This is a genomic window from Rhodobacter capsulatus (genome assembly GCF_052363185.1).
GTDB classification, from domain to species: Bacteria; Pseudomonadota; Alphaproteobacteria; order Rhodobacterales; family Rhodobacteraceae; genus Rhodobacter; species Rhodobacter capsulatus_E.
Window position 1 is genome coordinate 804,758 of the sequence record NZ_CP198955.1, and the last position, 21,906, is coordinate 826,663.

A 21,906-nucleotide genomic window follows, 5' to 3' on the forward strand; every position below is an offset into this window, starting at 1 on the left:
GGCGGACTAAGCTTGTGCAAACGGAGGGCACCATGAGCAGTCGGCTGCAGTTCATCCTGATCGGGCTTCTGGGCGGCGCGGCGTTCTGGGGGGTGTTCGAGGCCTATGAGCGGCTGGACATGTGGCGGCTTGCGGTGCCGGCGCTGGTGCTGACGGGGGCCTTCGTCTTCGGCGCGCTGGCGATGGTGGCGGATCTGGGGATGCGCCGGGCGGTCGGCTTTGCGGCGGGGATCGGCACCGTGGCGGCGGCGCTGGCGGCGCTCGAGCTGCACGAGTTCGGCTCTGGCAGTGCGATGCTGGGCAGCGGGCATGCGATGGCGGCGGTGGCGGTGCTGGCGATGATGCCGGTTCCCTTTGCCGTGGCCTTCGGGCTGGGCGGGCGCGCGGGGCTGACCGATTACCGGGTGCTGTTCACCGAAAGCTGGAACATCGTCGTGCGCTATGTCTCGGCGGGGCTGTTCGTGGCGCTGGCGCTTTTGGTGCTGTGGCTTCTGGGGGCGCTTTTGCAGCTGGTCGGCGTGACGGTCCTGCACGACGTGCTGAGCGACGATCTGGGGCTGTGGCTGATCACCGGGGCGACGCTGGGGCTGGGGCTGTCGGTGGTGACGGATCTGGCCGACACGGTCTCGCCCTTCCTGTTGCTGCGGCTGCTGCGGCTGCTGGCGCCGGTGGTGCTGGGGGTGGTGGCGATTTTCGTGGCGGCGGTGCCGCTGCGCGGTCCGGGGGCGCTGTTTGGCGAGGTCTCGGTCGCCGGGGCGCTGCTGGGCACGGCCCTGGCCGCGGTGGCGCTGATCTCGATCGTGGCGGACGAGGACGATGTCGAGGCCGCGCAGGGGCGGGTGCTGACGCTTTCGGCGCGCGGGCTGATGGCGCTTTTGCCGGTGCTGACCGGGCTCGCGATCTGGGCGCTGGCGCTGCGGGTGGGGCAATATGGCTGGACCCCGGGGCGCTGGGTGGCGGCGGCGCTGGCGGGGGTGACGGCGGGCTATGCGCTGGGCTATCTGGGGGCGCTGGCCATGGGGCGGCGCTGGCGCGCGACGCTGCGGCGGGTGAATGTGGCGATGGCGCTGGCGATCCTCGCGCTGGCGGCGCTGTGGCTGACCCCGCTCGTCTCGCCCGAGGCGATCGCGGTGCGCGCGCAGCTGGCGCGGTTCACGGCGGGGCAGAGCACGGTGGCACAATTGCCGCTGTGGGAGATGCGGCACGACTGGGGCCGGGCGGGGCAGCAGGGGCTGTTGGCGCTGCAGGCGCGGGCGGCGGCGGACCCCGACCTGGCGGCGCGGCTGCAGCGGCTTGAGGGCGCCGCGAGCCGGTGGGATTTCGACCATGCGGGCGCGGATCTGTCCCCCCGGCGCGCTGGACCGGCTGCGCGCAGAGGTGACGCTGCTGCCCGCCGGGGCCTCCTGGCCCGAGGGGCTCGACCGGGCGGTGGCGCAGGATCTGGGCCCGGCGCAGCTGGGCGATTGCGCGCCGCGCAGGCCCGCCGATGCGCCCGGCTGCGTGGTGGTTCTGGCCGATCTGCTGGCGCAGCCGACGGGCCCGGAGGCGGTGCTGCTGACCGCGCATCCGGCCCGCGACCCGGTCACGGTGTTCCGCCGTGACGGCCCCGGCGCCTGGCGGGCGGGGCGGGCGCTGGTGATCGGCGGGCCCGCCGCGGCCGGGGAAGGCTCTGCGGGCGATTCTCCGGGCGATTCGGGACGCGATTTCGGGGCGCAGGTGCGCGGCGCGGAGCTGATCGCGGCGCTGCGTCAGGGTGCGCCGGTGATCGCCCCGCTCACCTTGCAGGCGTTGCAGGCGGGGGCCTGGCAGATCACCTTGCAACCCTGAGAACAAACGCAGATTCGGGGTTTGTTAAGGCGCCTGCGCTATCGTCTGCGCCCGGAGGCCCCATGCTCGGTATCGTCAACAAATCCATTCAGGCTTTTTTGTGCAAGCACCACGGCGCCCCGGTCTGGCGCGAGGTGGCTGATCGTCTGCGCCTTGGCCCCGAGGGGTTCGAGGCGCTGCTGCGCTATGACGACGGGATGACCGAAACCCTGCTGACGCTGGCCGAGGGCCTGACCGGCAAAACCCGCGAGGCGCTGCTGGAAGATATCGGCGCCGAGGTGGCGCAGACCGAATCGCTGCGCCGGCTGCTGCGGTTCGGGGGCCCGGATTATCTGGAATTCCTGTTTTCGCTCGACGATCTGCAGGGCCGGGCGCAAATGGCCCTGCCCGAACTGGAACTGCCGGAACTGACCCTGCAGACCGAGGCGCAGGGGCGGTTCACCCTTCTGGTGCGCGGCCGGTTTCCGGGCTGGGGCGCGGTGATGGCGGGGCTGATGCGGGCGATGGCCGATGATTACGGGGCGCTGGTGCTGATCGACCTGCTCGACCCGCGCGACGGGGTGGAACGGGTGCAGGTCGAGCTGCATTTCACCACCTATTACGTCGCGCGCCAGTTCGACCTTGCGCCCCCTGAACCGGGAGAGGTGCAATGACCCGGATCGACCCGATCGAGCCCGCGGCGCCCGAGCCGACCGTGGCGCTGAGCAGCGAGATGCTGGGGCGGCTGATGCCGATGTTCCTGTGGCTGGATGCGCGCGGGCAGATCCGCGGCATGGGGCCGACGCTGGCGCGGATCGTTGGCGCGGCGGCGCTTGGCGGCAGTTTCGCGCGCCATTTCACCTTGCGCCGCGCCCGCGGCATGGAACAGGGGCGCGAGGCCGCGCTGACCGGGCGGCGGCTTGATCTGACGCTGGTGCGCTATCCGATGTTCAACCTGCGCGGCCTTGCGGTGACGCTGGGCCCGGGGGATCAGACCGATGTGCTGGTCAACCTGTCCTTCGGCATCCAGCTGTCCGAGGCGGTGCGCTATTTCGGCCTGACCGAGGCGGATTTCGCCGCCTCGGATCTGGCGATGGAATTCCTGTTCCTGGCCGAGGCGAAGGCCGCCGTGCTGGGGGAGCTGACGGCGCTGACCGGGCGGCTGCAGGTCGCCCGGCGCGAGGCCGAGACCGAGGCGCTGCTTGACCCGCTGACCGGTCTGGCGAACCGGCGGGCCTTCGACACGGCGCTGGGCCATGCGATCAAATCGGCGGCCAGCGGGCGGCGGAACTTTGCGCTTTTGCATCTCGATCTGGATTTCTTCAAGCAGGTCAACGACACGCTCGGCCATGCCGCGGGCGATGCGGTGCTGGTGCGGGCGGCGCATGTGCTGCGCGACCAGGTCCGGCGCGGCGATCTGGTGGCGCGGCTGGGCGGCGATGAATTCATCATCCTGCTGCGCGGTCCGGTCGAACGGGCGATGATCGATTCCCTGTCCGAGCGGCTGATCGCCCGGATCGAGGAGCCGATCACCCTGGATGGCGTCGGCTGCCGGATCTCGGCCTCGATCGGGGTGTCGATCGCGCTCGAATGCCGCCCGATCATCGCCGAGGAATTGCTGGCCGAAGCCGATGCCGCGCTTTACCAGTCGAAACGCAGCGGGCGCGGGCGCTGGACGATCGCGCCTTTGCGCTTTGGTCCGGGGCCTTTGGCCTGAGCCTGCCGCCCGAAGGGGGCCGCCGTTACCGGCCTGTCACAAGCCGGTGGCGCAGCCCGGAGCGATCGGATAGGGCAGGGGCATGAGACAGGGGTTTCCGATCGCCACGCGCGGCCAGGTCATCGGCCTTCTGGGCGGGTCCTTTGACCCGGCCCATGCCGGTCACGCCCATATCACCCGCGAGGCGCTGCGCCGGTTCGGGCTCGACCGGGTCTGGTGGCTGGTCAGCCCGGGCAATCCGCTGAAGACCCGCGGCCCGGCGCCGCTGGCGCGCCGCATCGCCCAGGCGCGGCGGGTGATGCAGGACCCGAAGGTGGTGGTGACCGGGCTCGAAGCGGGGCTGGGCACGCGCTACACGGCGCAGACGCTGGCGCGGCTTACGGCGCTTTATCCGGGGGTGCGCTTCGTCTGGCTGATGGGGGCCGACAATCTGGCGCAGTTCCACCTGTGGGAGGATTGGCGCGCGATCCTGGCGCGGGTGCCGGTGGGGGTGCTGGCGCGGCCGGGGCATCGGATGGTGACGCGGCAGGCACGGGCGGCACAAATCTTCGCGCGCGCACGGCTTCGGGCCGATGCGGCGCGGCTTCTGGCTTGCGCCGACTTGCCTGCCTGGTGTTTCGTGCAGATGCCGATGTCGGACCTGTCCTCTTCCGCGATCCGCGCCGGGGGCGGCTGGCGCGGCGCAGCCGAAGGGAGACGGGAATGGACGTGACGCGGCGGGGCGTTCTGGGCGGGGTTCTGGCGGCGGGGGCGGTGCTGGCGGCGCCTGCGGTGCTGCGCGCCGAGGGGGCGGCGCTGCGGATGCTCTCGGGCGAGGAGCTGATCGCGGCGGCGCGGCTGGGGGGCGATGTCGGCTATGTCGTGGCCGATGCCCGCACCGGGCTGGTGCTCGAATCGCGCGATGGCGGCAAGCCGATGGCGCCCGCCTCGACCGCCAAGACGATCACCACGCTTTATGCGCTGGATACGCTTGGGCCGCGGTTCCGCTTTCAGACCCGGCTGCTGGCGACGGGGCCGGTTTCGGGCGGACGGGTGCAGGGCGATCTGATCCTGGCGGGCGGCGGCGATCCGACGCTGAGCACCGACGGGCTGGCCGATCTGGCGGCGGATCTGGCGCAAAAGGGCGTCCGCGGCGTGACCGGGCGGTTTCTGGTCTGGGGCGGCGCGCTGCCCTATGCCGAGGTGATCGCCGCCGATCAGCCGGTGCATGTGGGCTACAACCCGTCGATTTCCGGGCTGATCCTGAATTACAACCGCGTCCATTTCGAATGGAAACGCGGCAAGAACGGCTATGCGCTGGGCATGGATGCGCGGTCCGAACGCCATGTGCCCAGGGTCTATACCGCCGATGTGGCGGCGGTGTCGCGTCAGGCGCCGCTCTTCGACTATCGCCAGTCGGGCGGCAAGGAGCACTGGACGGTGGCGGCGGGGGCGCTGGGCAAGGCGGGCAGCCGCTGGCTGCCGGTGCGCCTGCCCGAGGCCTATGCGGGCGATGTGTTCCAGACGCTGGCGCGGGCGCAGGGGATCGACCTGCCCACCCCCGAGCCGGTGCGCGGCCTGCCCGGCGGGGCGCAGCTGCTGGCGGCCCGCGCCTCCGAGGATCTGCCGAAGATCCTGCGGGCGATGATGAAATATTCGACCAACATCACCGCCGAGGCGGTGGGGATGACGGCCTCGGCGGCGCGGGGGGCGAATGCGGCGCGCGGGGCCTCGGGCGCGGCGATGAGCGACTGGCTGGCGGCGAAGCTGGGCGGCGCGCGGGCGCGGCTGGTCGATCATTCGGGCCTGGGCGCCGAGGGCCGGATCGCCCCGATCGAGATGGTCAAGGCGGTGACGCTGCTGGGCCCCGGGGTCGGGCTGCGGGGCTTGATGAAGCCGTTCAACCTGCGCGACGAGGCGGGCGGCAAGGTCAAGGGCCAGACGATCCGCGTCGATGCCAAGACCGGGACGCTGAATTTCGTCTCGACGCTGACGGGCTACATCACCGCGCCCGACGGCACCGAACTGACCTTTGCGATCTTCACCGGCGATCTGGCGCGGCGGGCGCGCAGCCGGGACGCCGAAGAGGTCGAGGGCTCGCGCGGCTGGGTCGGGCGCTCGAAGCTCTTGCAAAGCCAGCTGATCACCCGCTGGGCGACGCTTTACGGCTGACCCGCCTCGCGCGCGGGACGGCCGCTGGGCGGGGGCGGCCGGTCCCTCAGGTCCGGGCGGCGTCGAACAGCGCCGCGCAGGCGTCGTAAAACCGCGCCCGCATCTGCGGGCCTTCCATCATCACCTCGTGCTCGGCGCCGTCGAAAAGCGCCAGCTGCCCGCGCGGCCAACCGGCCATCCGCGCCCGGATCGGCGCTTGCGGCACGATGCGTTCTTGCGTGCCAAGCGCGCAATAGCAGGGCAGATCGGGCGCGGGCAGGGCGGCCAGCGCCTTGCATTCCAGCACCGCTTCCGCCACCCAATGCAGGGACGCCCCGGCAATCGCCAGTTCGGGCGCCTTGGCCACCTGCCGCACCAGCATCCCCCACATGTCGGGATCGGAGGTCAGGAAATTGTCGTGAAACCCCGCGCGATGCACGAAGCTGACCGGTCCCCAGCCCGGCGCATAGGCCAGCGCGAAGGGGCTCGATCCGGTCATCCGCGACAGAAGCGGCCCGAAGGGGGCAATCAGCCGGGGCAGGCCCACGCCCCACATCGGCGCGGAAAAGGCAACGGCGTCAAACGGATGCGTCCCCATCAGCCGGCGCAGCGCGATCGTGCCGCCCATCGAATGCGCCAGCACCACCCAGGGCCGCGGCAGATCCAGCCGCGCCGCCGCCGCCAGCATCGCATCGACATCGCGCTGATAATCGCTGAACTTGCCGACATGGCCCTTGACCGGATCGGCGATCAGCCGGTCCGAGAGCCCCTGTCCGCGCCAGTCGATCACCAGCGTGCCAAAGCCCCGCGCCGCCAGATCGACTGCCGCGGGACCATATTTCTCGGCATATTCGGCCCGGCCCGCAAACAGGAACACCGTGCCCTTCGCCCCCGCGCCCCACTGCGTCAGCCGCAGCCGAACCCCGTCGGAGGCATGCAGCCACCAGGCCCGCCCCCCCGCGGGTCCCGCGGCCAGATCGTGAAACAGCGGGGCCCCCTCGATCACGAGAGCGCCGAGCCCAGCTGCATGGCCAGCCCCATCGCGCCGTCGATCTTCAGCTTGCCGGTCATGAAGGCCATCGTCGGGTTGACCGTGCCTTCCAGCATGCCGCGGAAGGTGTCGACATCCGAGGTCAGCGTGACATCGGCCGCATCGTCGCCCGCCCGCACGCCATCGGGGTCGCAGATGATCGCGCCTTCGCCGGTGATGACGAATTTCGCGGTGGACGAAAAGCCGTTCGGCAGTTTGGCTGCCAGCTGTTCGACGGCTTTTTCGATGACTTTGCTCATGGAACCTCCGATTGTGAACGCCGCCCCCTCGATTTTTGCGGCGTATGGGTTAGACTTGCCTTATGCGGGCGCTTTCGGTCAGAGACAAATGTATCGTTGCGGCAGTTGCCGTATTCGTCAACCTCGGTTTTTCCGCCGGGGCCGAAACCGCGGGGCTGGAGCGGCAATTCGCAGAGCTGGCCGATCCTTCCTATCCGGGCTGGGAGGTGGCCGAATCGGACATCCGCCGGGCCTGGTCGCGGTCGGGTTCGGCGGCGATGGATCTGCTTCTCAAACGGGGCGAAGAGGCGCTGGATGCGGGCGATCTGCCCGCCGCGATCGCGCATCTGACCGCGCTGACCGATCACGCCCCCGATTTTCCCGAAGGTTGGAATGCCCGCGCGAGCGCCTATTACATGGCGGGCCAGCTTGGCCCCGCGATGGCCGATATCGCCCAGGTTCTGCGGCTGGAGCCGCGTCATTGGGGCGCACTGGCCGGGCTGGGCATGATCCTGGCCGACATGGGCGACAAGGCGCGGGCGCTTTCGGCCTTTCGCGCCTCTTTCGCCTTGAACCCGCATCAGCAGGATGTGAAGGATTCGATCACGCGGCTGGAAAAGGAGCTTGCGGGCATCACCTTGTGAGCCTGCAGGGGGAATGCGAGGACGGGCAGGCGATGACGGGGCGGATCACCGCGGTCCTTGGGCCGACGAACACCGGCAAGACCCATTATGCGATCGAGCGGATGCTCTCGCATCGCACCGGGGTGATCGGCCTGCCGCTGCGGCTGCTGGCGCGCGAGGTCTATGACCGCATCGTCAAGGCGCGGGGCCCCTCGGTCGTGGCGCTGGTCACGGGCGAAGAGCGGATCGTTCCCGAGCGCGCGCAATACTGGGTCTGCACCACCGAGGCGATGCCCGAAGTGGGCGCCGATTTCGTCGCCATCGACGAGATCCAGCTTTGCGCCGATCCCGAACGCGGCCATGTCTTCACCGAGCGGCTGCTCTACATGCGCGGGTTGCACGAGACGCTGTTTCTGGGCTCGGATGCGATGAAGGGTGCCATCGCGGCGCTGGTTCCAAAAGTGCAATTCGCCCGGCGCGAGCGTTTGTCCAAACTTTCGTGGGCAGGTTCGAAAAAGATAAGCCGGATGAAGCCGCGGGCGGCAATTGTCGGCTTTTCGGTTGAAAATGTGTATGCGATCGCAGAATTGATCCGCCGTCAGAAGGGCGGCGCGGCGGTGGTGATGGGGGCGCTTTCGCCGCGCACCCGCAACGCGCAGGTGGCGATGTATCAAAACGGCGATGTCGATTATCTGGTCGCCACCGATGCGATCGGGATGGGGCTGAACCTTGACATCGAACATGTCGCTTTCTCCGCCACGGCCAAATTCGACGGGCGGCGGATGCGGCATCTGTTCCCGCATGAGCTGGGCCAGATCGCGGGCCGGGCCGGGCGGCACACGACGGACGGCACGTTCGGGATCACCGGCGAGGCGCATCCCCTGCCCGAGGAGGTGATCGAAGCGATCGAGGAGCACCGCTTTGCGCCGATCCAGCGGCTGCAATGGCGCAATCCGCGGCTCGAATTCGGCACCGTCGCGCGGCTGATCCAGTCGCTTGAGGAGGCGCCCCAGAACGAATGGCTCAGCCGCGGGCGCGAGGCCGATGACCTGCGCGCGCTCAAAAGCCTGTCCGAGATGCCCGAGATCCGCGACCGCGTGCGCGTGCCCGCGGATGTGCGGCTTTTGTGGGACACCTGCCGCATCCCCGATTTCCGCTCGATTTCCGAGACCGAACATGCCACGCTTCTGGCGCGCATCTTCGGCTTTCTGCAGACGGGCAAGGGCGTGCCTTCGGACTGGCTGAAATCCCAGATCGAACGCATCGACCGGACCTCGGGCGATATCGACACTTTGTCGAAACGTCTCGCCTTCATCCGCACTTGGACCTATGTTGCGCAACGCAAAGGCTGGGTGGATGACGAAACCCATTGGCGCGAAGAGACGCGCGCTGTAGAAGACCGCCTGTCGGATGCGCTGCATGGCGCGCTGACCCAACGATTTGTGGACCGGCGCACCAGTGTTCTGCTGCGGCGGCTCAAGCAGAAGGAGACCCTCGTGGCCGAGGTGAACGACAAGGGCGAAGTGATGGTCGAAGGCGAATTCGCCGGCCGTCTTGAGGGCTTCCGCTTCCGGCAGGACACCACGTCCTCGCCCGACGAGGCGAAGATGCTGGCGAAGGCCGCCTATGAGGCGCTGAAGCCCGAATTCAGCCTGCGGTCCGACCGCTTCTACAATGCCCCCGACACCGAGATGGATTTCACCGAGCAAGGTGGCCTGATGTGGGGCACGCTGGCGGTGGGCAAGCTCGTCAAGGGCGCCGATCCGCTGAAACCCTCGGTCGAGGCGTTCGTGGACGAGGAAGCCGGTCCCGAGGTTGCCGAAAAGGTGCGTCGCCGTCTGCAGCATTTCATCGACCGCAAGATTGCCGCGCTCTTCGAGCCGCTTCTGGCGATGAGCCGGGACGAGGCGCTGACGGGTCTGGCCCGCGGTTTCGCCTTCCGTCTGGTCGAGCATATGGGCATCCTGCCGCGCGACGGCGTCGCGGCCGAGGTCAAGGAGCTGGATCAGGAGGCCCGCGGCGCGCTGCGCAAGCATGGCGTGCGCTTTGGCCAATACACGATCTTCCAGCAGCTGCTGCTGAAACCCGCGCCGACGCGGCTGCGGCTGGTGCTGGCCTCGCTTTGGGAGGGGCTCGCCGAGTTTCCCGAAAGCCCGCCGCCCGGTCTGGTGACGATCCCCTATATCGCGGAAGTGCCGGTTTCGGCCTATACGCGCTCGGGCTATCGTCCGGCGGGGGTGCGGGCGATCCGCATCGACATGCTGGAGCGTCTGGCCGACATGCTGCGCACGCAAGACAGCAAGGCGGGGTTTGAGGCCACGCCCGACATGCTGTCGATCACCGGGATGACGCTGGAACAATTCGCCGATCTGATGGGCGGGCTTGGCTATCGCGCCGAAAAGGGCGAACGCGAAAAGGCGAAGCCCGTGGTCGAGGTGAAGGCGCCCGAGGCGGGCTCGGACAATCCGATCCCCGAGGAGGCCTCGCCGCTCGCCGAGGCCGAAGCCGTGGTCGAGGCGGCGCCGGTCGAGATGGAAACCTTTTACACCTTCGCCTGGGCGCCGCGTCCGCGCCCCGAGCGCGGCCCGCGTCGGGAACCGCGCGAGGGGGGCGAGGGGCATCGCGGCCCGCGCGAGCATCGCGGTGGCGAGGCCAAGGGCGGGGACCGTCCGCACAAAGGTGGCGATCACAAGGGCGGCGAGAAGCGCCATGAGGGCGGCAAGCCGCGTCATCGCGACGAGGACGGCCCGCGCGGCGAGCGCAAGTTCGGCGGCGAGGGTGGCAAGGGCGGTCCCAAGGGCGGCAAGCCCTGGGGCAAGGGCAAGCCGCAAGACGACCGCGGCCGCGGTTTCGAGGCCCACCCGCCGAAGAAAGACAAGCCGATCGACCCCGACAACCCCTTTGCCGCGGCGCTGATGGGGCTCAAGGGCAAGCTTTGATCCTTGGCTGAGGGCGATCGCATCCGCATCGACAAATGGCTTTGGCAGGCGCGGTTCGCAAAGAGCCGCGCCTTGGCCGTTGATCTGGTCACCGCGGGCCGGGTGCGGGTGAACGGGCAGCGGCTTGAAAAGCCCGGCCGTGCGGTGGGTCCGGGCGACGTGCTGACGCTGGTTCTGGGCGCCGAGGTGCGGGTGCTGCGCATTCTGGCCTGCGGCACGCGCCGCGGCCCCGCGCCGGAAGCCGCGACGCTTTACGACCTGATCGGGGCGGCGGAGGAAGGCTGACCGATTTGCCGTGACCGAGGCCATTGCCGAGGTCATGCGGGACATCGGCCCCATGACCGCCGGGGCGCCAAAGCGTCCCGGCCAGCGCCCGCCCCGCCCATGGCGGGCGCTTCTCGCCCGCCGGGGCAGGCGCTGGCCTCTGTCACGCCCGGGGATGCGGCCTTGCCGACAACCGCGCGATGCGGGCGGGGAAAGGCCGTGCCTTTCCTGTTCCGCCCGATCCGACCCGCCCCGGCCCCCCGGCACTTCGCCGCACCCGGTTTTTGTATATCTCCTGCTCTTGATTGATCGCCCCCGGGGGGCTAGGAAAACCCTGCGCCAAAGATTGGGGTTCCAAGAATGACCTATGTCGTCACCGACAACTGCATCGCCTGCAAATACACCGACTGCGTGGAAGTCTGCCCGGTGGACTGCTTCTACGAGGGCGAGAACACGCTGGTGATCCATCCCGATGAATGCATCGATTGCGGGGTTTGCGAACCGGAATGCCCGGCCGATGCGATCCGTCCGGACACCGAACCGGGCATGGAGGACTGGGTCGAGTTCAACCGCACCTATGCGAGCCAATGGCCGGTGATCACGATCAAGAAGGACCCGATGCCGGACCACAAGAAATACGACGGCGAGACCGGCAAGCGCGAGAAATACTTCTCGCCGAATCCCGGCACCGGCGACTGATCCGGGCCGTCCCCGGTCCCCCGCGTCGCCGCTGAGTCGCCGCGCGACGCCTCTGCCCCTTTGCGAGGGCCCGTCCCGGGCCTTCGGTCGCCCCTGCGCCGATTCGTCGCTGCGGCGGGGCTCACGACATTAAGGCAAAACTCCGTTTCCTTCGCGAAATTCGGTCGCTCACGCGCATGTTCCCCCGCGCGAGCCTATGAATCGGCTGATTTTTGTGCTATAAGATTGTTACAAAGGAGAACGCCCCGCCCCCGCGCAGAACTGCTCGTCTGCCGGGGTTTCTTACGCCAGAAACCCGACAACGCGGCATCTTCCGTGCCGTGGGTGTTTTCTGGTCTGTAACGGGGCCGTCACCGGGTGCAAGGAAGCGACTGAATGACCAAAATGAAGAAGACCGAATTCCGTCCGGACGATTTCGTTGTGTATCCGGCTCATGGCGTCGGCAAGATCATCTCGATCGAGGAACAGGAAATCGCCGGGCTGCGGCTGGAACTGTTCGTGATCTCGTTCGAGAAGGACAAGATGACGCTCCGCGTTCCGACCCACAAGGCGGTGGATATCGGCATGCGCGGTCTTTCGAGCCCCGACGTGGTGACCAAGGCGCTGGAAACCCTGAAGGGCAAGGCCAAGGTCAAGCGGGCGATGTGGTCGCGTCGGGCCCAGGAATACGAACAGAAGATCAATTCGGGCGACCTGCTGTCGATCGCCGAAGTGGTGCGCGACCTGCACCGCGCCGATGATCAGCGCGAACAATCCTATTCGGAACGTCAGCTTTACGAAGCCGCGCTGGAGCGGCTGACCCGCGAAGTCGCAGCCGTGTCGGGCACCGACGAGGCCGGGGCCGCGAAGAAGGTCGACGAGGTTCTGGTCGGCCGCGCCGCCTGATTGCCGGATTTGCAGACAGGAAATGGGCCCCCGCCGGGGCCCGTTTTCGTTTCCGCGGACGGGGGCGGGGCCTCAGCCCTCCTCGATCACGTCGCGATCCTGCGGCGCCTTGCCCTGCGCATCGGACTGCCGCCGCCGCTCGGTGAAATGGGCGAGCATCTGCGCCTCGAACTCGGTGTTCAGCGCCTTGATCCGCTCGACATATTCGGCGTTCTTTTCGGCCTCGACGCCGGGTTTCCAGACCTCGGCCAGATCGCGCACCGCGGCGCGGTCAAGCTTCCAGAACAGCCGTTCCAGCTCATGCGCCTCGAAGTCGCTCAGGCCCACATTTTCCAGCACATAGCGCGCCGCCCGGCAGGAGCTGTCGAACATCTCGCGCACGATGTCATCGGCGCCCGCGGCGTAAAGATCGTAGACGTGATAGCGGTCGCGGGCGCGGGCGATGATATGCAGTTCGGGCCGCTCCTTGCGGGCATAGGCCACCAGCCGGTTCGTCGCCTCCTTGTCATCCAGCGCCGCCACCAGCACGCGCGCGCGGCTCAGCCCCGCCGCGGCCAGAAGTTGCGGCTGCGTGGGGTCGCCATACCAGGCCTTGAAGCCAAAGGTGCGCAGGGTCTGCACCGTCTTCAGATCGGCATCAAGAACCGTGGTGCGAAAGCCCGACATCGTCACCATCCGGTTCACCACCTGGCCAAAGCGCCCGGCGCCCGCGATGATGATCGGCTGTTCCTCGTCGATCTGGTCGGGGGCGGGGCGGGCGGTGGCGGGCTTTGTCCGTCGGGCCAGCCGCTCATGCAGCAAAAACAGCATCGGCGACAGCAGCATGGACAGCGCGATCACCAGAAGCGCCTTTTCCGCCACGGGCGGCGGCAGGATCCGCTGCATCGTGGCAAAGGACACCAGCACCAGCGAAAATTCCCCCGCCTGCGCCAGACCAAAGGTGAAGAGCCAGCGATCCGTGCCGGTCAGCGCGAACAGCCGCGCCAGCCCGTAAAGCACCGCCGCCTTCAGCGCCACCAGCGCCAGCACCAGCGCGGCGATCTTCAGCGGCCCGGCGTACAGCACGTCGAGGTCGATGCCCGCGCCCACGGCGATGAAGAACAGCCCCATCAACAGGCCCTTGAACGGCTCAAGGCTGCTTTCCAGCTCATGCTTGAATTCGGAATCGGCCAGCACCACGCCCGCCAGAAAGGTCCCCAGCGCCGGGGACAGCCCGACCAGATTCATCAGCGAGGCGATGCCGACGACCAGCATCAGCGCCACGGCCGTATGGATCTCGCGCAGCTTCGAGCCCTGCACGAAGCGAAACAGCGGATGCACCAGAAAATGCCCGATGCCGACCACCAGCACCACCGCGGCCAGGGTGACGAGGGTCATCCCCCAGGCGGGCAGCACATCCAGAAAGGCCGCCGCGCCATGGCCCGAGGCCTCGGCCCGGGCCAGTTCCCGCGCCCCGGGCAGGGCCAGCAGCGGCAGAAGCGCCAGCATCGGAATGACCGCGATATCCTGCGTGAGCAGCACCGCAAAGGCCGACCGCCCCCCCGCCGTCTGCATCAGCCGCTTTTCGGTCAGCATCTGCACCACGATCGCGGTCGAGGACAGCGACAGGATCGCCCCCAGCGCAATCGCCGCCCGGGGCGGTTGCCCCACCGCCAGCGCCGCCAGCGCCACCGCCGTGGTGGTGATCAGCACCTGCAGACCGCCAAGGCCCACCAGCTTGTCGCGCATCGACCACAGCGCCCGCGGGTCGAGTTCGAGCCCGATCAGGAACAGCATCATCACCACGCCGAATTCGGCGAAATGCTGCAGGTCATGCGCCTCGCCCTGCGCCAGCCCCAGCACCGGACCGATGCAGACCCCGGCGATCAGATAGCCCAGCACAGAGCCCAGCCCCGCCCGCGTCGCCAGCGGCACCGCCACGACCATGGCGACAAGATACAGCGTGGCCTGCAGCAGGAAGCTTTCCATGAAATCTCGTTCAAACAAGGGCGCCCGGCTGCGGGGCAGCGGCGGCAGGCGTCACGCGCGGGGGATGGGCCAAACCTAACGACAAAGGGCTTTTGCGCCAAGCGCAAAAGCCCGAGGTTTCAGCCCTGTTACCGGATGTGAACGGCTCAGCCGCCCTTGAGCAGCTTGAGCGTGATCGGCCGGTTGCCCTTTTGATAGGTCATCTGGCTTTCGCCGATCGCGGTGACCTGGCCGCCGTCGATCCGGTCGCCGACCTGCAGCTTGAAGAAGCGCCCGTTCGGCATCCGCACCAGGGCGCGGCGGCTGCTGGGCGTGCCATAAAGCCCGATCAGCGAGATCTTGCTGAGATCAAGCGCATTCTTCTGCGTCGCTTCGCGCGCGACCGAGGCGGCGGTGGGGCCGCGCGTCGTCACCGGGGCGGATTCGACCTCGCCGGTCTCGACATCGGGGCTGGAGACCACGGTCGGTTCGGGCGGCGGCGAGGGTTTGGCGCGGACCGGTTTGGGCGGGGCAGGGGCGGCCACCGGCTGCGGCGCCGCGGCGGCGGCCACGCGGGCGGGCGGAGCCGGTTCGGCGGCGATGGCGGCGGCCAGCGCCGATTGCACCGCGGCGTCGAAATTGCGCGGCCGCGCCATCGGACGGCGCGAGGCGACAAGGCCCGGCTCGGGGACGGCGGCGGCAGCGAGCCGTTCGGCCTCGGCTTGGGCTTCGGCTTCGGCGGCCTGCGCCGCGGCCAGGGCGGCGGCAGCGTCCTTTTCGACCGAGCCCGGGCGCGCTTTCGGTTGCGCCCGGCTCAACACCGCGGCCAGATCGGGCGAGAGACCCGGAGCCAGCAGCGCGCCATCGTCCGGGTTTGCGGCCGGGCCGGCTGCGGGGGCCGTTTCGGCGGGGGCGGCCGGAACCGGCGGGGCGGCGGCGGCTTTCGCGGCGGCTTCGACGACCGATGCGGGCCGGGCCTTCGGGCGGGCCTTTGCCAGCGCCGGATCGACGGCCGGATTTTGCGCGGCTTCGGCCGCGGCGGCCGCTTCGGCGGCGGCTTTCTCGGCGGCGCGGCTGACCGAGGCCGGGCGCGGTTTCGAGGTTGCGGGCGGCTTGCCCGAGAACAAGGTGAAGCCGCCCGGTGCCAGCGTGCCGCCCGGGGTCGGCGTGACAACGGGCGCCGCGACCGGCGGCACCGGCGCGGCCGGTTGCGGCGGGCTGGCCTGCTGCGCCGGTGCCGCTGTCGGAGCCGCCGCCGGGAGGCTGGGCGGCTGCGGCGGCAGCGTCGGCAAGGCGGGCAACACCAGCTGCGAGGACGAGACCGTCGCTTCCGGCGCAGGGGTGGGCGTTGCCGCGGGCGCGGTTGGATCCGGTGCCGCCGGGGCAGGCGTCGCGGGGGCGCCCGTCTCGGCCTGTGGCTTCGTCTCGGCCTGTGCCTTCGCCTCGGCCTCGGCCAGGCTCATCGCGGGGCTGTCTTGCAGCGCCGCAAGCGGCGGCGGGGCGGTGCTGGCGGCGGGGGCGAGGCTGTCGGAGGCCGGAGCCGGGTCTTCCGGCCCGATCAGGAAGCTTGACCAGAGCGCGGCGATCACAAGGAAGGCGACCAGCCCGGCCAGAAGCGTCACGCCCATGTATTTCGGTTTGCCGCCGATCCTGTCGGCCTTGCGGGCGCCGAAGACGGTCTTGCCCTGCGCCGTCGCGGGCTGGGCGTCAGAGGCCGCGGTCTCGGGGCTGACGGGCGCGATCCCGGCTTTCGGGCGCAGGTCGCGCGCCTTGGCCATCGCCTTGCCCGCGGTCGCACCCAGCGCCGCCGTGCCCAGAGCCGCCAGCCTGCGGCCATCCTCGGCGACCTGGCGCAGCCGTTCGGCCGCGCCGGGCGCCTCCGGTTGCGCGCTGTCCCTGGCCGTGAGCATCGGTTCGGGGGGAATTGCGGACCGGGCGGCCTCGCGCCCGGGATCGGCCGGGGTCGGCCGTTCGGCGCCCGCGATCAGCGGCTTGCGCTGACCCGGCCGCGGACCGCCCGGACCCGGACGTGGCCCACCCGCACCCGCACCCGCACGCGGTCCCTGACCGCCGCCCTGACCGCCCGCGGCACGGGGGCCGTTCGGGCCGCCCGCGCGGGCCTTGCCCGGTCCCCCGGGGCGGGCCGCGCCCGGCAGCGGTTTGCGGGCCGCCGCGCCGGGCCGCACGGGCGCCTCGGCCTCGGCGACCGTCGCCGCCCCGGTTTCGGTATCTGTCTCGGTCTCGGCCTTTGCGGCGTCAGCCTTCGGTTCGGCCTCGGGCATCTCGATCTTCAGCGGCGCGATATCGTCAAAGCCGGTCAGCCGGACATCGTCGAGCGAGGCCAGCACATCCAAGCTTTCGCGCGCCGCCGGTTCCGGCAACCGTTCCGGTTCCGGTTCCGGTTCCGGCAACGGTTCTGGTTCGGGTTCCGGCTGCGGTTCCAGTTCGGGTTCCGCGGCGACGGGCGGCGCGGCTTCCGGTTCGGGCGCTGCGACCGCTTCGGCTTCGACGGCGGGCGGCGGCACGAGGTCGTCCAGCGGCGGCGCTTCCTCGGGCACCTCGGCGCTCTCTGCAATCGGGGCGGGCTCTGCCACGGGCTCCAGTTCCGGCATGGCCTCTGCCACCGTCTCCAGCTCAGTCTCCGGCTCCGGCGCGGCGACCGGGGCGGGCGTTTGCAGCAGCCCGGCCGGCAGCGCGTCCTGATCGCGTTCGATCCGCGCCCCCTGCGGCAGATGCGCCGGGGCGATGGTGGTGATGCCGAACCAGGGCTCGCCCGCGAATTGCCCCGGATCGGGCGCGGCGACGAAGGAGACCGGGCAGAAGCCGCAATCCTCGGCAAAGGCCTCGGCCTCGGTCAGGGTCTCGCGCGCGACGACGGCGACCTGCACCACAGCGCCCGTGCCCGACCAGTCAAAGACCAGATCGGAGACCGCATAGGGCGTCATACCCTCCAGCGCATCGGCGATCTGCCGACGCCGCACGGCGGATTGCGGGCCCGGTGCCTCGATCTCGGTGTAAAGGATCTGCGAGGCGGGAACGACGATCTTCGTGGTCACCCCCTCGGGCGCGCGCGATTTCGCCGCCCGGCGCAGCGCCGTCAGCCGCTCGCCGAAATCGGGGGCGTCCAGCGCCACCTCTCCCACCCGCTCCCAGCCGCCTTTGGTGCGGTGAAGCAGTCCGATACCGTCATGCGAGAGATTGAGGGCGAAGTTCGGTTTCATGCCTTGGCTTCAACACAGGGGCGGGGCGCCCGTCACGGCGCCGCAGCATTAACACAGGGATAGGGGCGCCGATACCGGCACCGCAGCACTGAAATCTAGGTAAAGCAGAAAACCGCGCATGAAAAGCCGCCCACCGGAATGTGAGGGCGGCTTTTCGCTGCACCCGCTCAGGCGGTGGCGGCGGCCAGAGCCTGATCGAGATCGGCGATCAGATCGGCGGCATTCTCGATCCCGATCGAGAGCCGCACCACATTCGGCGCCGCGCCCGCCTTCACCTGTTGCTCTTCGGTCAGTTGCCGATGCGTGGTCGAGGCCGAATGAATGATCAGCGAGCGCGCATCGCCCAGGTTCGCCACATGGCTGAAGAGCTTGAGATTGTTGACCAATTTCACGCAGGCCTCATAGCCGCCCTTGACCGCGACGGTAAAGAGCGCCCCCGCCCCCCGCGGGTAAAGCCGGTTGGCGCGTTCGTGCCAGGGCGAGGAGGGCAGCCCGGCCCAGGTGACGAAGTCGATGCGCGGATCGGCCGCCAGCCATTCCGCCACCGCCTTGGCATTGGCGACATGCTTTTCCATGCGCAGGCTGAGCGTCTCGATCCCCATCAGCGTGTAATGCGCGCCCTGCGGGTTCATCGTCATGCCCAGATCGCGCAGGCCGATGGCGATCGAATGGAAGGTGAAGGCCATCGGGCCCAGCGCCTCGTGGAACTTCAGCCCGTGATAGGCGGGTTCGGGCGCCGAAAGGCTGGGGAACTTGCCGCTGGCCGACCAGTCGAACTTGCCCGAATCGACGATCACGCCGCCGGTCACCGTGCCGTTGCCGGTCAGGTATTTCGTGGCGGAATGCACCACCAGCGTCGCGCCATGTTCGATCGGGCGGCACAGATAGGGCGAGGCCAGCGTGTTGTCGACAATCAGCGGCAGGCCGACCTTGTTCGCCACGGCCGCGACCGCGGGCAGGTCGGTGATGTAGCCGCCCGGGTTCGAGATCGATTCGCAGAAGATCGCCCGGGTGTTGTCATCGACCGCGGCTTCGAGCGCCGCCAGATCGTCGAAATCGACGAAGGTGCAGGACCAGCCGAAGCGTTTGATCGTCTGGCTGAACTGGGTGATCGTGCCGCCGTAAAGCCGGGTCGAGGCGACGATGTTCAGCCCCGGCCCCATCAGCGGGAAAAGCGCCATGATCTGCGCAGCATGGCCCGAGGAACAGCAGACCGCCCCCGCGCCCCCTTCCAGCGCCGCGACCCGCGCGGCCAGCGCCGAAACGGTCGGGTTGGTCAGGCGGGAATAGATGTAGCCCACTTCCTGCAGGTTGAAGAGCCGCGCCGCGTGATCGGCGTCTTTGAAGACATAAGCCGTGGTCTGGTAGATCGGCACCTGCCGCGCCCCGGTCGCGGGATCGGGCTCGGCCCCGGCGTGGATCTGCAGCGTGTCAAAGGAAAAGTCGGTCATCGGGGTCTCCGTCATGGGTCGGGGCGAGCCTAACGGCCCGCCCCGATGCCTTCAAACACATTCATCTTCGCCGATGTGGACCGCTCAGATCAGCACGATATCGGCCGCCGTCAGCGTCGCCCCCGCCTGCAGATCGGCCACCAGCACCGCCGCACCCGCACCCGCGCCGTCGGCGTCGAACCACAGCGTCGCATCGGTGGTGCGGAAGATGAAGCGGTCGCTGGCATCTTGCGCCAGATTGTCGGCCCGGGCGCAGAAATCCGCCCTGGCCAGGGCCCCCGCCGCAAGCCCGCCGCCAAAGGCGTCGGCGTCGATCTGGAAGCGGTCGTTGTCGCCCGTGAGATTGTGGAAATCGGTGATCACGTCGCCGCACTCGCCCAGCGACAGGAAGCGGAAGCTGTCATTGCCCAGCCCGCCGGTCAGCTGGTCGATCCCGGCCCCGCCGGTCAGGGCGTCATTCTCTGCCGCGCCGTCCAGACTGTCGCGCCCGTCACCGCCCAGCAAGGCATTGGCCGAAGCATCGCCGCGGATCATGTCATCCTGCGCCGAGCCGGTGACGCGCTCGAACCCGGTGTAACTGTCCCCCCGCGCCGCCCCCGCCGCCTCGAAGCTGCCATCAAGCGCCAGGGTCACCGCGCCGTCGAAACGGAAATCGAGCAGGTCGCTGCCCGCGCCGCCGTCGAAGACATCGACCCGCGCGGCATTGCCGATGAAGCGGTCGTCGCCCTCGTCCCCGAAGACGGTGCCCAGCACGGCGCCGGACCGGCCATGGTAAAAGTCATTGCCCGTCCCCAGCGCCAGGTCGCCCTCGAGCGTGCCGCCGACATTGAGCAGCTGGTCCGCGCCATCGTAAAGCGACACATTGCCCGCAAGCATGCCGCTGTTGCGGATCAGATCGGCGTTTACGCTGCCCCCGATCGCGCCTGCCCCGCCGCTGATCGTGCCGCGGTTGAGGATCGTGATCGGCTCGGCGCCCGCGGTGACCATGGCCATCAGGACGCCATACCCGCCCAGGCTGAAGATCTCGCCGCGGTTGTCGATCACGCTGCGCCCGGCCTCTCCGCCGAAGACGATGGCCCCCCTGTCGGCAGAGGTGGTCGCCGAGATGATCCGGCCCCCGGCCAGATTGGTGATCGTCATGCAGCTGGCTTCGCTGGTCGGGCTGCGCCCCCACACATCCAGCGCATTGGCATGCAACGAGGTGATCGTGCCGCCATTGACGACGCTGTTGAGCCCGCCGCCATAGGATCGGATGCCGCTGCCCTGCCCCGAATTGGCGCTGCTTGACAGGATATCGCCCATGTTGACGATCCGGTTGCCGATGCCCGCCTCCAGCACGATGCCGGAAGAATCCCCCGAGATCAGCGCCGTGCTGCCCAGATAGATGGAGTTGTTGTTGCAGTTGGGTCCCGCCGCCACCTGCGTGTAAAGGTCGATGCCGAAATTCGTCACCACGATCTGGCCGAAAATCCGGAACCCGATGTCCCGGATGATGCCAGCCTCATCGCCGACGGAGATGCGCAGGCCCTGAAACCCGCCGGTGCCGGTGCAGGACACGCCCTGCAGCAGATAGACCTGATCCCCGGCGCCGAGGGTGGTCAGGGAGGTTCTGTCCGTGGTGATGACGGTGACTGTCATGAAAATTCCCGTGTTCTGGAGTGGCCCCCGCCCGGCTGGGCGGTTGCGCATCTGATGTCTGGATCAAGAGAGGGTCGGCCGGGGCACGATGCCCGCCTTGCCGCAGGGGCGGGACGTGCGGTCAGCCTGTCGCGGCTCACGATGTCTCCCGGAATGGCAAGGGTGATCGCGGGCATGTTTCTGCCGCGCGGCCCGGTTCGGCAAGTATGGGAAACTGCCGTGCGACACTCTGGCACGCGACCGCCCGCGGCGGTCAGCGCAGCCAGAGCTTCTCGCGCCGGATCGCGTTGCGCAGCATGGATTCCCGCCGCGGCAGCGCATTCCGGTCGATTTTCGCGCGCAGTTTCAGCCCCTTGCGCTGATAGATCAGCTTGCGCGCGGGTTCGTGCAGCCGCAGGATGCGCTTGATCTGCTGCGGCGCGCAGATCGCTTCGAGCCGCGCCACCACGGCATCGCTTTCACGCGCGTAAAGCAGCGGCAGGGCGCGGTAATGGCAGCTCACATCGCCATCGAGCCCGGCCAGTTCGGGCCCCGGCCGCCCGCCGCCGAAACTGTGGATGACAAGCGGCAGCGCCACCTGATCCAGCCAGGGGTCAAGCGACTGGCTGGCCAAGGCGTCGGGCGTATCCCAGCGGATCGCATGGGCATAGTGCAGGAAGCGCTTGCCGAAGGCCTGGGCATCGGCGCCAAAGAACCAGCCCGCGTTGAAGTAAAGATAGCGCTGCCAGTAGTTTTCATACTGGCTGTGATCAAGCGAGCTGTCGAAATCCAGCCCGAACTTGTCGTAAAGGCTTTTCCAGATCGTCGTGTAATCGGCGCCGTAAAGCTGCGGCTCGGGCCAGCTGCCCTCGCGCCGCATCGAGGCCGAGGGGCGGTTGAAATCGAACCCCACCGTTGACAGCGGCCCCAGAAACAGCGTGTCGGTGTCGAAAAAGACAAAGGGCCCCTCGGGCAGGACGGCCATCGCCTCGATCTTGTTGCCGTGCGGGTAGCTTTCGCCGAAATGCCTGTTGTCGAAGCGCAGGATTTCGACGCCGTGATCCAGCAGGAAGCGCCGCACCGGGTCCGAGATCGCGACGGGCGTGGACCAGTTCACCCCCGAGGGCTCGGCGGCGATCAGGCGGCCGCGGAACTCGGGATTGGCCGCGCGAAACGAGGCGACGAAGATCAGCGCCTCATATTCCAGACGTCCGGCCTGCACGACAAAGAAGACGTTGGGGCATGGACCGGTGCCTGATCGTTGGGTCATACTGAAATCCGGCTGTTGGCGCGGCATCCGCGCGTTCGATGACGTCATAGGGCTTTTCGGGGCAGCGG

18 protein-coding genes are annotated in these 21,906 nt (G+C 68.9%); 11 read left to right on the top strand and 7 right to left on the bottom strand.

What is annotated here, in order from left to right:
- The first annotated feature begins 32 nt into the window (after positions 1-32).
- From ACTTAG_RS04165 to dacB, 6 genes are all read left to right on the top strand, one after another.
- Complete coding sequence (locus ACTTAG_RS04165) at positions 33-1,601, top strand: hypothetical protein (protein WP_444464301.1); 1,569 nt, start codon at positions 33-35, stop codon at positions 1,599-1,601.
- The gene (locus ACTTAG_RS04170; RefSeq protein ID WP_444464302.1) at positions 1,549-1,827 is read left to right on the top strand and encodes a hypothetical protein; all 279 of its coding nucleotides are present in this window, start codon (positions 1,549-1,551) and stop codon (positions 1,825-1,827) included. The genes ACTTAG_RS04165 and ACTTAG_RS04170 overlap by 53 nt, the downstream gene beginning before the upstream one ends.
- Before the next feature lie 62 nt (positions 1,828-1,889).
- Complete coding sequence (locus tag ACTTAG_RS04175) at positions 1,890-2,480, top strand: heme NO-binding domain-containing protein (protein WP_444464303.1); 591 nt, start codon at positions 1,890-1,892, stop codon at positions 2,478-2,480.
- Positions 2,477-3,523, top strand: a complete 1,047-nt coding sequence (locus ACTTAG_RS04180; protein ID WP_444464304.1) for a diguanylate cyclase domain-containing protein — start codon at positions 2,477-2,479, stop codon at positions 3,521-3,523. The genes ACTTAG_RS04175 and ACTTAG_RS04180 overlap by 4 nt, the downstream gene beginning before the upstream one ends.
- A gap of 82 nt (positions 3,524-3,605) precedes the next feature.
- Entirely contained in the window at positions 3,606-4,235 is a 630-nt protein-coding gene (locus ACTTAG_RS04185; RefSeq protein WP_444464305.1) for a nicotinate-nucleotide adenylyltransferase, read from the top strand.
- Positions 4,226-5,674: a D-alanyl-D-alanine carboxypeptidase/D-alanyl-D-alanine endopeptidase gene (dacB, locus tag ACTTAG_RS04190; protein WP_444464306.1), complete on the top strand. Its 1,449-nt coding sequence runs from the start codon at positions 4,226-4,228 to the stop codon at positions 5,672-5,674. Before ACTTAG_RS04185 ends, dacB begins: the two co-directional genes overlap by 10 nt.
- A 46-nt stretch (positions 5,675-5,720) precedes the next feature.
- Here dacB and ACTTAG_RS04195 read toward each other — a convergent pair whose 3' ends face one another.
- Both ACTTAG_RS04195 and ACTTAG_RS04200 read right to left on the bottom strand, forming a co-directional pair.
- Positions 5,721-6,659 (bottom strand): alpha/beta fold hydrolase, encoded by a 939-nt coding sequence (locus tag ACTTAG_RS04195; protein WP_444464307.1) that lies wholly within the window; start codon positions 6,657-6,659, stop codon positions 5,721-5,723.
- On the bottom strand, positions 6,656-6,943 hold the full coding sequence (locus tag ACTTAG_RS04200; protein ID WP_444464308.1) for an SCP2 sterol-binding domain-containing protein: 288 nt from the start codon (positions 6,941-6,943) through the stop codon (positions 6,656-6,658). Before ACTTAG_RS04200 ends, ACTTAG_RS04195 begins: the two co-directional genes overlap by 4 nt.
- Before the next feature lie 62 nt (positions 6,944-7,005).
- On the opposite strand from ACTTAG_RS04200, the gene ACTTAG_RS04205 reads away from it, so the two are divergent.
- The 5 genes from ACTTAG_RS04205 (at position 7,006) to ACTTAG_RS04225 (ending at position 12,332) form a co-directional block, all read left to right on the top strand.
- Entirely contained in the window at positions 7,006-7,566 is a 561-nt protein-coding gene (locus tag ACTTAG_RS04205) for a tetratricopeptide repeat protein (protein WP_444464309.1), read from the top strand.
- 32 nt (positions 7,567-7,598) lie between these two features.
- The gene (locus ACTTAG_RS04210) at positions 7,599-10,484 is read left to right on the top strand and encodes a helicase-related protein (RefSeq protein ID WP_444465195.1); all 2,886 of its coding nucleotides are present in this window, start codon (positions 7,599-7,601) and stop codon (positions 10,482-10,484) included.
- Between the two features lie 3 nt (positions 10,485-10,487).
- The gene (locus tag ACTTAG_RS04215; RefSeq protein ID WP_444464310.1) at positions 10,488-10,769 is read left to right on the top strand and encodes an RNA-binding S4 domain-containing protein; all 282 of its coding nucleotides are present in this window, start codon (positions 10,488-10,490) and stop codon (positions 10,767-10,769) included.
- A 339-nt stretch (positions 10,770-11,108) separates the two neighbouring features.
- Positions 11,109-11,447, top strand: a complete 339-nt coding sequence (gene fdxA / locus ACTTAG_RS04220; protein WP_013068498.1) for a ferredoxin FdxA — start codon at positions 11,109-11,111, stop codon at positions 11,445-11,447.
- A 375-nt stretch (positions 11,448-11,822) separates the two neighbouring features.
- Positions 11,823-12,332, top strand: coding sequence for a CarD family transcriptional regulator (locus ACTTAG_RS04225; RefSeq protein WP_013068497.1), 510 nt, complete (start codon positions 11,823-11,825; stop codon positions 12,330-12,332).
- Between the two features lie 72 nt (positions 12,333-12,404).
- Here the strand turns inward: ACTTAG_RS04225 and ACTTAG_RS04230 are convergent, their stop codons facing one another.
- The 5 genes from ACTTAG_RS04230 to ACTTAG_RS04250 form a co-directional block, all read right to left on the bottom strand.
- Positions 12,405-14,300 (bottom strand): cation:proton antiporter domain-containing protein, encoded by a 1,896-nt coding sequence (locus ACTTAG_RS04230; RefSeq protein WP_444464311.1) that lies wholly within the window; start codon positions 14,298-14,300, stop codon positions 12,405-12,407.
- A 146-nt stretch (positions 14,301-14,446) separates the two neighbouring features.
- Complete coding sequence (locus ACTTAG_RS04235) at positions 14,447-17,500, bottom strand: hypothetical protein (RefSeq protein ID WP_444464312.1); 3,054 nt, start codon at positions 17,498-17,500, stop codon at positions 14,447-14,449.
- A gap of 167 nt (positions 17,501-17,667) precedes the next feature.
- Positions 17,668-18,951 carry an O-acetylhomoserine aminocarboxypropyltransferase/cysteine synthase family protein gene (locus ACTTAG_RS04240; RefSeq protein WP_444464313.1) on the bottom strand — a complete coding sequence of 428 codons (1,284 nt, stop codon included), beginning with the start codon at positions 18,949-18,951 and terminating at the stop codon, positions 17,668-17,670.
- 84 nt (positions 18,952-19,035) lie between these two features.
- On the bottom strand, positions 19,036-20,589 hold the full coding sequence (locus tag ACTTAG_RS04245) for a hypothetical protein (RefSeq protein WP_444464314.1): 1,554 nt from the start codon (positions 20,587-20,589) through the stop codon (positions 19,036-19,038).
- A 253-nt stretch (positions 20,590-20,842) separates the two neighbouring features.
- On the bottom strand, positions 20,843-21,838 hold the full coding sequence (locus ACTTAG_RS04250; RefSeq protein WP_444464315.1) for a hypothetical protein: 996 nt from the start codon (positions 21,836-21,838) through the stop codon (positions 20,843-20,845).
- Between the last annotated feature and the right edge of the window lie 68 nt (positions 21,839-21,906).

Excerpts from the sequence above, each read along its gene's own strand:
- ACTTAG_RS04165 (WP_444464301.1), top strand. The coding sequence starts at position 33 with ATGAGCAGTCGGCTGCAGTTCATCCTGATCGGGCTTCTGGGCGGCGCG.
- ACTTAG_RS04200 (WP_444464308.1), bottom strand. The coding sequence starts at position 6,943 with ATGAGCAAAGTCATCGAAAAAGCCGTCGAACAGCTGGCAGCCAAACTG.
- ACTTAG_RS04225 (WP_013068497.1), top strand. The coding sequence starts at position 11,823 with ATGACCAAAATGAAGAAGACCGAATTCCGTCCGGACGATTTCGTTGTG.
- ACTTAG_RS04245 (WP_444464314.1), bottom strand. The coding sequence starts at position 20,589 with ATGACAGTCACCGTCATCACCACGGACAGAACCTCCCTGACCACCCTC.
- ACTTAG_RS04210 (WP_444465195.1), top strand. The coding sequence starts at position 7,599 with ATGACGGGGCGGATCACCGCGGTCCTTGGGCCGACGAACACCGGCAAG.
- dacB (WP_444464306.1), top strand. The coding sequence starts at position 4,226 with ATGGACGTGACGCGGCGGGGCGTTCTGGGCGGGGTTCTGGCGGCGGGG.
- ACTTAG_RS04205 (WP_444464309.1), top strand. The coding sequence starts at position 7,006 with ATGCGGGCGCTTTCGGTCAGAGACAAATGTATCGTTGCGGCAGTTGCC.
- fdxA (WP_013068498.1), top strand. The coding sequence starts at position 11,109 with ATGACCTATGTCGTCACCGACAACTGCATCGCCTGCAAATACACCGAC.
- ACTTAG_RS04240 (WP_444464313.1), bottom strand. The coding sequence starts at position 18,951 with ATGACCGACTTTTCCTTTGACACGCTGCAGATCCACGCCGGGGCCGAG.
- ACTTAG_RS04175 (WP_444464303.1), top strand. The coding sequence starts at position 1,890 with ATGCTCGGTATCGTCAACAAATCCATTCAGGCTTTTTTGTGCAAGCAC.
- ACTTAG_RS04185 (WP_444464305.1), top strand. The coding sequence starts at position 3,606 with ATGAGACAGGGGTTTCCGATCGCCACGCGCGGCCAGGTCATCGGCCTT.
- ACTTAG_RS04230 (WP_444464311.1), bottom strand. The coding sequence starts at position 14,300 with ATGGAAAGCTTCCTGCTGCAGGCCACGCTGTATCTTGTCGCCATGGTC.
- ACTTAG_RS04180 (WP_444464304.1), top strand. The coding sequence starts at position 2,477 with ATGACCCGGATCGACCCGATCGAGCCCGCGGCGCCCGAGCCGACCGTG.
- ACTTAG_RS04250 (WP_444464315.1), bottom strand. The coding sequence starts at position 21,838 with ATGACCCAACGATCAGGCACCGGTCCATGCCCCAACGTCTTCTTTGTC.
- ACTTAG_RS04235 (WP_444464312.1), bottom strand. The coding sequence starts at position 17,500 with ATGAAACCGAACTTCGCCCTCAATCTCTCGCATGACGGTATCGGACTG.